General features: G+C 70.2%; 11 protein-coding genes. 2 read left to right on the top strand and 9 right to left on the bottom strand.

Annotation, left to right across the window (positions count from 1 at the left end; all coding sequences use genetic code 11):
- Positions 1-8: 8 nt before the first annotated feature.
- The gene (gene mycP / locus ATM97_RS09325; protein ID WP_218717561.1) at positions 9-1415 is read right to left on the bottom strand and encodes a type VII secretion-associated serine protease mycosin; all 1407 of its coding nucleotides are present in this window, start codon (positions 1413-1415) and stop codon (positions 9-11) included.
- Positions 1412-2872, bottom strand: a complete 1461-nt coding sequence (gene eccD, locus ATM97_RS09320; protein WP_308248426.1) for a type VII secretion integral membrane protein EccD — start codon at positions 2870-2872, stop codon at positions 1412-1414. Before eccD ends, mycP begins: the two co-directional genes overlap by 4 nt.
- 157 nt (positions 2873-3029) lie before the next feature.
- On the opposite strand from eccD, the gene eccA reads away from it, so the two are divergent.
- Complete coding sequence (gene eccA, locus ATM97_RS09315; RefSeq protein WP_218717560.1) at positions 3030-4871, top strand: type VII secretion AAA-ATPase EccA; 1842 nt, start codon at positions 3030-3032, stop codon at positions 4869-4871.
- A 54-nt stretch (positions 4872-4925) separates the two neighbouring features.
- On the opposite strand, the gene eccB is transcribed toward eccA, so the two are convergent.
- A complete protein-coding gene (gene eccB / locus ATM97_RS09310; RefSeq protein ID WP_218717559.1) occupies positions 4926-6434 on the bottom strand; it encodes a type VII secretion protein EccB in 1509 nt (502 codons plus the stop codon).
- 117 nt (positions 6435-6551) lie between these two features.
- Between eccB and eccE the strand changes: the two genes are divergently transcribed.
- Entirely contained in the window at positions 6552-8291 is a 1740-nt protein-coding gene (gene eccE / locus ATM97_RS09305; RefSeq protein ID WP_218717558.1) for a type VII secretion protein EccE, read from the top strand.
- Between the two features lie 214 nt (positions 8292-8505).
- On the opposite strand, the gene ATM97_RS09300 is transcribed toward eccE, so the two are convergent.
- From ATM97_RS09300 to ATM97_RS34775, 6 genes are read right to left on the bottom strand one after another with little or no spacing between them, the layout of a single operon-like run.
- Positions 8506-8799: a WXG100 family type VII secretion target gene (locus ATM97_RS09300; RefSeq protein WP_255587458.1), complete on the bottom strand. Its 294-nt coding sequence runs from the start codon at positions 8797-8799 to the stop codon at positions 8506-8508.
- A 32-nt stretch (positions 8800-8831) separates the two neighbouring features.
- A complete protein-coding gene (locus ATM97_RS09295) occupies positions 8832-9161 on the bottom strand; it encodes a WXG100 family type VII secretion target (protein ID WP_218717557.1) in 330 nt (109 codons plus the stop codon).
- Positions 9162-9203: 42 nt separating this feature from the next.
- A complete protein-coding gene (locus ATM97_RS09290; protein WP_218717556.1) occupies positions 9204-9995 on the bottom strand; it encodes an ESX secretion-associated protein EspG in 792 nt (263 codons plus the stop codon).
- Positions 9992-10981, bottom strand: coding sequence for a PPE domain-containing protein (locus ATM97_RS09285; RefSeq protein WP_218717555.1), 990 nt, complete (start codon positions 10979-10981; stop codon positions 9992-9994). Before ATM97_RS09285 ends, ATM97_RS09290 begins: the two co-directional genes overlap by 4 nt.
- 14 nt (positions 10982-10995) lie before the next feature.
- A complete protein-coding gene (locus ATM97_RS09280; RefSeq protein WP_218717554.1) occupies positions 10996-11307 on the bottom strand; it encodes a PE family protein in 312 nt (103 codons plus the stop codon).
- A gap of 28 nt (positions 11308-11335) precedes the next feature.
- Entirely contained in the window at positions 11336-12697 is a 1362-nt protein-coding gene (locus tag ATM97_RS34775; RefSeq protein ID WP_218717553.1) for a hypothetical protein, read from the bottom strand.
- Position 12698: the final 1 nt, after the last annotated feature.

The raw sequence follows: 12698 nt of genomic DNA, 5'->3' as shown, positions 1-12698 counted from the left end.
TCCCTCTACTACTCGAATTCCTGGTTGAGGTCGGCACCGCGCCTGCGGAACGGAAAGCCGAACGCGGCGCCGATTCCCAACGCGGCCAACAGGGTCAGCGAACCGATGATCGCGACCCGGCGCGGTCGCGGATCCGGCTCGGGTGCCACGTAGGGCGCCGCGATCGCGTGCCCGACATCGGCGCCCTCGCTCGGTGGCTCGGTGGCCAGCGGCGCGGTGAGCGCGGCCAGCGGATCGATCAGGCCGGCCCCGATGGCGTCGTCGCGCCCGCGGCCCGGCGCGTGCGCGGTGCGAGTGATCCGTTCGATCACCTGCTGCGCGGACAGTTCCGGATAGCGCGACCGGATCAGCGCGGCCAGCCCGGCGACATACGGTGCGGCGAAACTGGTTCCGTCGACCGGCTGCACGCCGTCCATCGTCTGGACTCCGTCGACCAGGCCCGCGCCGCCCGGTTTGCTGTCCAGCGACACGATGTTGCGCCCGATCGCGGCGGCCCCGATCCACGGACCACGCAGCGACAGCGCCGAGGGTTTGCCGTCGGCGTCGACCGAGCCGACCGCGAGCACGTACGGGGCGAACCAGGCCGGCGAGGCGACGGTGGTCACCGAACTCCAGCCCGAACCTTCGTTCTGGTTCTGGCACGGTCCGCCCTGCTCCACATTGCCCGCGGCCGCGACGACCACCACATTGCGGTCGTAGGCGTACTTCACGGCAGCGCCGAGCGCGCCGTCGGCGGTGTTGGAACCGGCCGCGGTGCACGCTACTTCGGAAATGTTGATCACGGTCGCGCCCATGTCGACCGCGCGGACGACGGCGCCGGCGAGGGTGAGCACGCTGCCGTATCCGTCGCTGCGCAACGACCCCTGCGACTTGTCCGCGCCGCGATCCTTGGCTTCGTAGGCGAGGCTGAGCTGGCGGATGGTGAGGATCTCCGCCTCGGGAGCGACCCCGACGAACGCGTCCTCGGGTGCGGGCCGCGCGGCGATGATGCCCGCCACCAGCGTGCCGTGCCCGTCGCAGTCGACAGTGCCGTCGGAATCGCTCACGTAGTCACCGCCCGCCTGCAGCGCGGGTAGCCGCGGATGCCGGTTGACGCCGGTGTCGATCACCGCGACCTTCTGACCGGCGCCGCGGCTGAACTGCCAGGCCGAGGGCAGGTCGAGCACCCGCTGCGCCATCGGTGGCTCACTCGGCGCGCTCCCGCGCAGCACGGGTTCGGCGCACAGTTCGCGCTGTTCGGTCGGCTCGAGCGGGGCCGGCCTGCCGCTGAGCGCGAGCGCCGCGTCGAGCGCGCCCTGGTCGATCCGGGGCGGGGCGATCGCGCCTGCGGGCGCCGGGAAACCCGCCACGGCGCCGAGCACGGTCGCCGCGCAGGTCAGCCGGAGCACCGCGCGCCGCAAGGGTGCGCGGGTCATATGTTGCGAGCGGTCGAGTACACGTCCATGACCCACAGCGCGAGCGGGACCATCGTGATGATCAGCAGATACTCGAAGATTTCGATCATCCGCCTGGTCACCGGGGTCACCTCGAGATGCGGGCCGATCACGCCGAACCCGATCACACTGCCCGCGGTCAGCAACAGTAGTGCGACCGCGACGAATTCCAGCGAATCGTGCCCGAGTCCGAGACCGGTCAGCAGCGCGATCATGATGAGCGCGCCCGCGGTGATCAAGGTGGCCGCCTGCACCAGGTCGGCGTAGGAGCGCCCACGCAGGCAGAGCACGACCGCGGCGACCGCGGCGAGCGCGACGCCACCGGAGTGGAACGGCCCGAGCGGATCGGCCGCACCGACGGCGCCGACCAGCGCGGCGACCGCGCAGGCGATGACCAGCCCGGTCTGGATCTGATTGGCGACACGGGCACGTTCACCGAGACCCGCCGCCGAGGGCAGCGCGATCGCGCCGACGGCGCCGACACCCTCGATCGTCGGCCGCTGTTCGTGGTCGGCGGGGTCGATCGCCCCACCGGCTGTCGGCACCGGCGGAATCGGCAACCGGGCTGTCACCGCGGCCAGCCGCGGCACCGACGACAGCAGGATCACCGCCGCGACCAACACCCCCGCGAACAGCTTGGCCAACCCCGGATGCCACAGCAGGTAGACGGTGCCCGCCACCGCGCCGAACACACTCAGGGTGATCGCGGCGGCGAACAACCCGGCGCCGATTCCGGTGATCCGGTAGCCCGCGATGGCCGCGACCAGCAGCACGACGCTGCCGAGCAGCACCTGCCCCGCGCCGAGCTGACCGGGCACGATCAGCGCGCCACCGCCGAACAGCAATAGCAGGGCGTCGAGCGAAAGCCAGTTGCCGGTCAGCGAATCCGCGAACTTGCGGGCGGCGATACCGGCGGCCGCCGACGCGGCGATGCCGGTGCCGAGCAGTGCGAACGCCGGAACGAGCGGATCGCTGTCGGCGCGCGAGACCGCGAGCAGCACGAGCGCGGCGACGATCGCGATCGTCGCGATCACCAGTCCGGCCCACCGTGCCGCCGTGCCGGACCAGCCGCGGAACTCGCCTGCGGTGAGCCGGGATACGGCGTCGATCACGTCGTCGAAGAGCGCGGGCGACTCCTTGCGGGTCACCGGGCTCAGTACCAGCAGCTCGCCGTCGTAGACCTCGGCCTCGGTCAGGGTGCGACTCGGCGCGAGGGGGTCCTGCCCGAGCCGGGCCAATGTCCAGTGCTGGGCGCGGACCGGGGCGGAGTCCTCGTCCCCGTCCGGCAGGCGGGGATCACGTGAACGGATCAGGGCCACCAGGTCGCCGATGAATCCGGCGATCGGAACCGTGGCGGGTAGGCCGATGTCGAGCTGCGTATCACCCCCGATCACTGAAACTCGGCATAGTTCGGGCTCATTGCCTAACAACGTCGACACCAGTGATGAACTCTCAGTCGTAGCTGACTACTTCCGTTGCGACCACACGGCAGCGTTACCTAATCTAACGGACAGGGCAAACCGGCGCGATCGAAGTCCCGCCGCCGGATTGAACAGCAGCTGTCCACCAGACGAAGATTTCGGGGTCCGACACCACATGCCAGACATTCGCCAGGCTCAGCGCGCCTTCGACGCGGGCGTCCTCTCGCTCGGTCTGTCCATCGACGGTCAGGAGTCCGCGCGCGACGAAGAGTACGCGAAGCTGGCCTTCCAGCGCGCGACGGAATGGGATTCGTCGATGTGCGACGCGTGGCTCGGCCGCGCCGCCGCAGGCGAAGTGACCAAGGAGGTGCTGTTCAACCTGCATCGCACCAGCCTCGATTCGCTCGGGCGCGAGCAGCGCAGGCTCGGCCTCGCGCCGCGGGCGATGGCGGGCCGGTTCCTCCCCGGCCTCTACATCGACTACCCGCTGGCCGGGCTCACCGAGATCTGGCTCGCGTGGGCGGCCCAGCTGATCGCCGACAAGGACTACGACCAGGCCGAGCAGGTGCTCGACAAGCTGGCCGAGTTGCGCGCCACCCGTGCCGACGATCCGGACAAGCAGATCGACGACCGGATCAGCGCCTACATCCGCGGCATCCTGCACTACAACACCCAGCGCTGGCCCGATGTGATGACCGTGCTCGCCGGCTCGGCGGACTGGAAGGACCCGTACTTGGCCACCGGCGCCAACGTGATGGTCGGTACGGCGTGCGCGCAGCTCGGTCTCTTCGGCGAGGCCATCCGGCGGATGGAACAGGCCGAGGCCGGCCCGATCCCGTCGGCCAAGTTCACCGCGATGTACAACCGGGGCCTGTGCCTGCGGGAATCGGGCAACGAGGCCGAGGCCCAGAAGCTGTTCGAGCAGGTCTATTCGCAGCTGCCCGACTTCGCCGCCAACACCAACGCCATGCGCGATCGCACCTTCCGGATCGTGGTCACCAGCCGCGAGGTGATCGACGCCCGCACCGACAAGTGGGATCCCACCTCGGCCCTCTCGCTGGCCGCGATGAACGAAGCCGCTGCCGAGGACCGCGCGAAAACCGTACTCGCCGAGGCGCGTGCGCAGTTGGACAAGCAGGTCGGTTTGGCGTCGGTGAAGAACCAGGTCGCCAAGCTGCAGTCGTCCGCGCAGCTGGCCAAGATCCGCGCGGGCAAGGGTCTGTCGAGCCAGTCCCGTGGCCAGCATCTGGCCTTCACCGGTCCGCCCGGCACCGGCAAGACCACCATCGCGCGTGTGGTCGCCAAGATCTACTGCGGTGTCGGACTGCTGAAGACCGACAAGGTGGTCGAGGCCAAGCGCGTCGACTTCGTGAGCCAGAACCTCGGTGGCACGGCCATCAAGTCCGAGAAGCTGATCGACAGCGCCATGGACGGCGTGCTGTTCATCGACGAGGCGTACACGCTGATCCAGACCGGTCTTTCCGGCGGTGACGCGTTCGGACGCGAGGCCGTGGACACGCTGCTGGCGCGCATGGAGAACGACCGCGATCGGCTCGTAGTGATCATCGCGGGCTACGACGGCGAGATCGACCGGCTACTAGCCGCCAACGACGGTCTGGCGTCGCGATTCGCCAAGCGCCTCCAATTCCCCTCGTACACAGCCGAAGAACTGGGCCAGATCGGTGAAATCGTCGCGAGCGGACGCGATTCACAGCTGGCGCCGGAAGCACTGGAAACCCTGATCGAGACCTGCCGGTTCCTCTACGACCTGGAGAGCACCGACCAGAGCGGGCAGCCGCGCCGCGGTGTCGACCTGGCGGGCAACGGCCGCTTCATCCGCAACGTGATCGAGGCGGCCGAGGAGGAACGCGAGTTCCGGCTGGCCAACACCGACGGCCTCGACCTGGCCGAGGTCGACGACGACGTGCTCATGCGGATCGAGGAGACCGACATGCGCACCGCGTTGAAGGGGATCGTCGCCACGCTCAATGTGGGTCAGGTGCCGAATCTGAGCTGAGCCCGAATACGGCGGGGGCCCGGCGCACTGCGCACCGGGCCCCCGCCGCGTTCGCTACTTGCTCGCGGAAGGCAAGGAATCGTAGCTGGTCAGAGCGTCTTTCGCGGATAGCGTCGGGCCGGGGACCAGCTGACCGATGATCGACCACGGCGCGAGTCGCGGCTTGTCGCCGAGCCCGAGCACCGCGGCGGTGGCCGCGTCGGGAATGCCGTAGCGAATTCCGTTGTCGGCCACGTAGAACAGCGATTCCCGGCGCAGGCTCCCTGGCTCTGTCCCGGTGACCTGCACGAATTCGCCGGTGCTCGGCGGCAGGTAGACCGCGTCCATCCGGTCCCCCGAGCCGTCGGCGGTCGCGAGGGTCACGGGCTTGGCCGAAGCGGCCAGCGGCAGCTTCGTTCCGGCGAGCAGAGTCACCGTGGCGCGTTCGGCCGGACCGTCCACCGAGGTGCCCTGCGCGGTCGCGACGCCCGGGTTCTTGGCCCAGTGCACGCAAGCGACCGGAGCGTCCTCGGCCGCCAGGATGCGCGGCTTGCGCTCGGGGAAACCGTCGACCGGCAGGGTGTGCAGCACCGGCATCCGGTCGAGCACGTCCGGTGCCAGCTCGGCGATCTCCCGCATGCCCCGCGAATCGGCGTTGCGCAGCAGGTCCGCGGTGAATTCCGAGACCCGCTGTACCCCGTCCGCCAGCACCACGTACATCGTTTCCTGACCGGCGGCCTGCACCCCGGTCACCGAGATGATGCCGCCGATCGGCACATTCGACAGTTTGCCCGGGCCCGGCTCGCCCGCGCGCTCGATGGTCGGCACAGCCAGCGGGGGCGCCTGGGTGGTCGCGCCGAGGACCGCGCTGCCGATCGGGCGGACCTGCTTGCCGGTGAGCCCGAGGGTGCGCGCGATCACCGAGTTGTTCGGGTCGAGTTCGGCCCTGGTGCCCTGGTACACCAGGTAGGTCTTGTCGTCGCGGCGCATCAGCAGCGCGTCGTCGGCGCCGGCGGCGCCGATCCGGTCACCGGTTTCCGGCTTGCCGACGATGGCGGTGGTGAGCCCGCCGGTGGCACCGGACGCGCTCCCGGATGCCGAGAGCTGAGTGGTCTCGCACAACGTCCAGTTCGAGCTGTCGCCCTGCTTGGATCCCGGCATGGCGGCCGGGGCACCCGGGATGCCGAGCAGCGGACCGCGTGGCATCGAACCGAGCTTGTCGTCCTTCACCGACTTCGGCGTCTGGGCGTCGCCGGCGATCAGCCGGGCCGAGGCGAGATTGAGCACCGGATGGAGCGTCTTCTCGCCCTCCTTGGCCTCGACGACCACATACATGGCGCCGCTCTGCTTACCGCTGACGATCAGCGCGTCACCGATCGCGCCCTGCGGTTTGAGAAAGCCGAGAATGGCCGCGCCTGCCACGATGATCAGTCCGAGAACCGCGCCGACCATCATCGACCGGCTCTGCGACCGCATCGGATCGTGCAGCATGCGCACGTCGCGGCGGACCAGCGCGTGGTCGAGCCTGCGCAGCAGGAAACGATAACCGTTGACCTGGGCCTTGGTTGTCAGCTGTGCCGGCACAGGGACTCCATTGCTGCGTTGATCACCATCTCGTCGGACACGGTACCGTAAATCCGGAATTGTCCTTCACCATGATTCGACGGATGCCAAGCAGGGACAACGATTTTGAACAACAGTATGAACGCCGGGCAAACCGCCGGCGACAATGCCTACGACACACTGCGTGACCCGGAATTCTGGCTGTTCCGGATGTATCCGCTGCGCGCGTGTGTATCGGTCGCGGTGCTGGCGGCGATCGTGGCCTGGGTGGTCCTCGCGACGTCGAATTCGGGCTACGGGGCGATCGGTGGGGCGGTGGCCGTGCTGCTGATCGGGCTCGTCCCGATCCGCCGGCGCACGCTCGCGGTGCGGTTCGGCGGCTGGCTCGCGCGCCGTGCGCGCGGCCGCACCGACACCCTGGACCGGGCACCCGCGTTCGATGTGCCGCTGCCCGAGGGCGGCGGCTGTGGCGTGCGCTGGGACGGCGATCTGCTGCTGACCATGCTCCGGATCGATCCGCCGCCGGACTCGCTCACCCTGCTCCAGCGCGGCACCCTCAGCGCCGACCAGCTGCTGCCGCTGACCGAGGTCGCGCGCTGCCTGGACCAATTCGACGTGGAGCTGGTGAGCATCGACGTGATCGCCACCGGCGCGCGCACCGCGGGCACCGGCGCGGCCGCGCACCTGTACGACCGGATCCTCGGCCCGCTGCCCGCCATCGCGCACCGCACCTGCTGGCTCGTGCTGCGGCTGGACCCGGTGGCCAACGCGGCGGCGGTCGACAAGCGTGGCGGGGGCGCGACCGGTGCGCTGCGCACCATGATCATCGCTACTCGCCGGGTCGCCAATCGTCTCGCCACCCACGGTATCGACGCCGCGGTCCTCACCGCCACCGAGATGAACAGCGCGGTACGCGAGCTGACCCACGGTTTCGACCCGCTGCACCTGACCGAGTCGGCGCACGGCCTCGAATCCGAATTCGGCAGGCACCTGACCCACTACCAGCTCACCGCGCCGATGATCGGCACCAACGGGCTGGCCGAGATCTGGTCGCTGCCCTCGCTGTCGACCACGGTGACGCTGCGTCTGCATCCCGGCGCCCGGCGCATCGGACGCGCGTACGACAAGGCCGGGACCGTCGTCCTCAACGCCGTGGTCCGGTTCGATTCGGTGGCCCCCTACGAGCAGGCGCCGGTCGCCGGACTGCGCGAGCTGCCGGGCAGTCAGCGCCGAATCCTGCTGGACACGTTGCCCATCGGCGCGGCCGAGGACTTCGGTGGTCGCGACGGCTACCGCGGCACCCTTGCCGCGCTCACCGACATCTCCGTGCCGACCACCGGCTGTGGCCAGTTGATCGGTGCCGACGAACGCGGTCAGGGCATCGCGGTCCCGTTGATCGGCGCGGGTACCCGCCACGTCGACGTGATCGGAAACCTGGACCTGGCCCAGCAGGTCATCCTGCGTGCCACCGCGCTCGGCGCCCATGCCGTCGTGCACACCGCTCGGCCGCAGGCGTGGCAGTCGATGGTCGCCAACCTCGCGACCCCACAGCTGCTCTCGATCGCCCCGCGCGCGGCGGGCGCGACGCCGCAGACCCCGCCCGGGCCGCCGCCGGTTCCCGCGGCTCCCTACCCGACCACCACGGTGCTGGTCTTCGACGGCATCGCCCCGACCAGCCACCTCGGTGGCGCCACCATCGTCGAGATCCGCACCACCGAGCGGGATCCGGAGGCGATCGCCCCCGACGTCACCCTCGTCCAGGATCCGTACGCCCCGAACCGGATCACGGTGCGGACGAGTACCGGCAGCGCGACGGTGTCGATGGTGACGACCCCCGACGAGATGCACTACATCGGCGAATCACTCGCGGCGAGATGAGTTCGGACTGATCGACGACCTGAGCCCGAACTCAGCGCCGACAGCGCCGACCAACCCCGCACGGGCCGACCTCGAGGAGGCCCGCCCGCGCAGCGGGCGTAGCGGCCCGGCCCGACGAAAACGGGGCGAGACCATGTGCCGCAGGCACGAGTCTCGCCCCGTTTTCGTTGGGCCCCAAGGGGGCCGCGCTCGAGCGCGCCAGCGCTCCAAGAACTCAGAAGTCGGCGAAACCGTCGCCGACCTTGCCGTCGGCCTCGAGCGCGCGGTTGAGCGCGGACTCGACCTGGGCGGCGAGCTTGTCGAGCTTGTCGAGGGTGTCGGTCAGCTCGGTGGTGACGTTCTTGTGCGCGGTGTCGAAGTTCGAGATCGCGTTGTCACCCTGGAGGTTCGCCCGGAAGTCCGTCGCGGCGCCCTCGAGTTCGTCGATCTCGCCCTTCATCTTCCCGCCGTAGGTCTGCAGGTCGCTGAACAGCTCGTTCATCGCCGCGGGATCGTAAAGAATGGTCATGAGCTCAGTTCCTGTTCGTTTCTGATTCGCGGTCAGAGGTTGGTGTAGCTGCCGCCACCGCTGGTGGAACCACCGCCGGACAGGCCTGCGCCGTCCATGTTCACGAGGGTGGACTTACCGGTGTTGACGGCCTCGGTGAGCCGGTCGAACTTCTTGTTCAGAGCATCGGCCTCGTCGTGCCAGGCCTGGGCGACCTTCACGAACTCGTCGGAGGCGTCACCCTTCCAGCCGCGGAGCACGGCCTGGGCCGCGTCGTCGATCTGACCGACCGACGTACGCAGGTTGTTGATCGTGCCTTCGAGCTTGGAGACGACGCCGTCTACGCCGCCGGCTTCTACACCTACTGGTCCCTGAGGGGGCATGTGCCGAACCTTTCCTACTTGATGGTTGAAACGAGAGATGGCTTAGTCGGGCCGCCACCCCCCACCGGGAAGCCCCTCGAGGAGCGCACCGACGGCCTGGGTGAGGCGATGGTCGGTGCCCGGCGTTATGGTCGACCACACCTGCCCGTCGGGCGCCGTCATCGGCGCGACGACGATCCGGCCGCGCGCGGTGTCGTACACCGCGACCGCGCCAGGGGCTCGGGTGGTCAGCCCGTCATGGTGGACGGCGGCGACGATCTCGGTGTAGCCATGGCAGGTGCCGAAGGCCGCGCCGAGGACGGTCGCCTGGTGCGCGTCGATGCCGAGCGCGTACATCGCGTCCACGTACTGGGAAGTTGTCTCCGCGGCATCCAAGCGCGCCGCCAGATCATCGGCCGCGACGCTCACGCCTGCCACCTCCGCCGGCGGGCACTGCGGTAGCGCGGCGAGCAGGAGGCGGGTCAGTTCGCGGTCGGAACCGTCGATCGCACAGGTGCCGATCTCGAAACCGGCGCCGACCCGGATCGCGCTGGCGTGGCTCGCGCCACGGCGGGCCACGCAGATTCGGCGCCGGTCGCCGTCGCCGTAGCTGCGGGCCACGAGTTCGGCATCGGGCTGGGCGAGGGTGTGCAGCGCGTCCGCCAGGTCGGGCTCGACGTCACCGTAGCCGTCGAAGACACCGGTAGCCGTGAGCTCGGCGACCGCGGCGTCCCTGGCGGCGCGCCACGCGTCGAAGCTGTCCTGCTGCGGACCGACCGCCAGGACGAGAGGCAGGGTCTGGACACCGAGCCGATCGGCGACGGCCAGCAACGAATCATTGGTGAGGGTGGTCATGGCCGTCCCTCCGTGGTCGCCGTGGACGCGCTCCCGGTCTGGGGCGCGGGGCGTTCGGCGACGCCGAGCACAGCGGGGGCAGCCTGGATTTCGCCTTCGGCGACCAGCTGGTCCGATTCCTCGTACGCGAGGCCGGCGCGCGGGAAGCGGGACGCCGAGTCCTGTCCACCCGCGCCCGCGCCCATCGCGCCGGGCACGACCGGCGCGGCCTGTCCGGTCGGAGTGGCGACCGGCGTCGGCTGGGGGGTGGTGGTAGCCGCCGCGGCGGACTGCACGAAAACTGGTGCGCGATACGCGGTTTGCACCGGAGCGGGCATCGGCGGCAAGGCACCGAGGCCGAGTGCGCCGAGCCCCGGCACCGCCGCGGCGCCCGGCGCCCCGGGAGTTCCCGCCTTCGCCGACTGTTCGCCCGCCAGTGCGGATTCCGGTGCGATCGGCGGCGGCGGCGCGTGCAACCAGGGCGTCGCCAGCGGTTCGCTGGCCGCCTCGTAGCTGCGCATCACCCGGGAGGCGACGGCTTTCGCCACGTCCGCCTCGGTGTCGGTCTGGGCCGCGATGGCCTTGATCGGCGCGCCCAGCGCGGTGCCGACCTGTTCCAGCGCCTGCTGCATCGCGGTGATGGCCGCGATGTCGGCGGTGTTCGGCATCGCCAGCGCGGCCACCTCGTAGGCGAGGACCTGAGCTTGCAGCCGTGCGGCATTGGCGGTCGCGGCGGCCGCGGTGTCGATCAGCCACTCCCGCAGAGTCGAGATCCGTTCCCACACCTGCTCGCTGCTCCCCGACTTCCAGGAGCCACGCAGGGTCTGCAGCACCTGCTCGTAGTCGAGCACGGCCGCGCCGAAGGCCGCGGCCAGCCGCGTCCAGGCGGCGGCCGCGTCGGCCATCGGCATCGGTCCGGCACCGGTGGTGAGGTCGGTGGCGAGCTTGTGCGGCTCACGCGCCTCCCACACCACTCCGGTGAAGCCGGGCTGCGGTGGTTCGATCATCGGTGATGGATGCCTTACGCCGCAGGCCCGTTGAAGCCGGTGGTGTTGTCGGTTTCCATCTGATCGAACTCGGAGACCTGGGCCCGCAGGGTGGCGGCGAGCTTGTTCATCTCGTGCGCGCCGGCCTCGGCACCGGTCAGGTAGTCGTCGGCGACACCGCTGGCGGTGGTCGCGGCGCGCGTGGACACCTCGTCCGCGCCCGCGGGCACCACCCGCAGGGTCGGGGCGACCGCGGACAGCTCGGTGGTGAGCCGGTCGGCGATGCCGTCCAGTGCTGCCGCGGCCTTGCTCGCCGCGGCCGAATCGAATTCGAAGGTGTTACTCATCTGCCACTCCTGTCGTGGTCGTGCCGCGTCACAGTGAGAGTTCTTTGTCCGGCGGCGCTTCGGTGGTCACCGGTTCGGCGGCACCGACCACCGGGGTCGCCACCCCTGCGATCTGGCCGACGACTTCGTCGCCGTGATTGCCGGTCACCAGCTGCGAGTGCACGGCCTCGTTGCCGCCACCATCGATCGCGCGTGCCATCGGCATGCCCGCGCCCGCGCCGGCGCCCATCGGCATATAGCCCGGTGCCGAGCCGCTCGCCGATGCGGTGGTCGTGCTCGCGCCACCGGAGCCCGCGCCCGTGCCGCCGATCGCACCGGTGGCGCCCACAGTGGACAGCCCGCCACCGCGACCGCCCTGCCAGGGACTCAACGGCGACGATGCCGCCGCCGCGCCTCCGACCGCGCCGATGCCACCGATCGCGCCGCCTCCGCCGCCGGCGCCGGACAGGCCCTCGGCCGTCTCGGTGTCGGCATCGGCGATCTCGGCGCCGGTAATCGCCGCGTCTTCGGTCGTGCCGGTGGTGCTCGTCGACAGCGAACTCACCTGCTCGGCCAGCGAACCCAGCGACGACACCGCGGTGCTCGCCGTGCTGATCAACGGGCTGATCAGGCTCATCAGCTGGCTCAGCGACTCGCTGCTCGCGTCGACACCGGACGGCGCGTTGGTCACCGGGACCTTCTCGCCCGCCTGCGCCATCTCGCCGCTCCGCGCCACCATCTCGGCCTTGGTCTCGGCCGTGATGGCCAGACCCTCGGCCATGGCCTCCATGGTGGCCGCGATCAGCACCGCCTGCCCGCCCGGCGTCGCCGCGTAGAGCGGGGCGAGGGCCACAGTGGCCGAATAGCGTGCGATCACCGCGGCCAGCTTGGCACCACCCACGGCGACGTTGCCCGCCGCGTGGGTGAGCACCGCCTTCTCCTGCACGCTCTGCGTCGCGAGGTTGGCACCGTCGGACTGCGCCGCGGTCGCCTTGTTCGTCGCCTCGGTCGCCGCGGCGCTCTGCCACAGCTGCATCACCGTCTGCAACGCGGTCGACCCCAGTGACATCGCTGTCTCGAGCACCGAGGTGATATTCGACAGCGCGTCGGTGGGATTCGACGACGTGCCGGACGTGGAGTTCGTGCCGCCGAGCGCGCCGGTGCCGAAAGCGGAGGCCAGATCGGTGAGCGGCCGCATCAGCGCGGACAGGTCGATCGTCGGCAGCGCGGGCATTTCCGGCAGCTGGATGAACTCCGGCAACTGCGGCAACTGCGGCAGACCCATCGAGCTGAGCACCTGGCTCACCGGCTGGTCCAGCATCGGGGCCAGGGAACTACCGCGCAGCAGCTCGAGCACGGTCGGGTCGACCGATGCCGCCGCACCGGCCGTGCTTCCCCCTGGATAGGTCATG

The organism is Nocardia sp. MH4 (assembly GCF_019266065.1).
Lineage (GTDB): Bacteria > Actinomycetota > Actinomycetes > Mycobacteriales > Mycobacteriaceae > Nocardia > Nocardia canadensis.
Note: the sequence above shows the minus strand (reverse complement) of the source record. Positions and strands in the feature narration are given on the sequence as shown.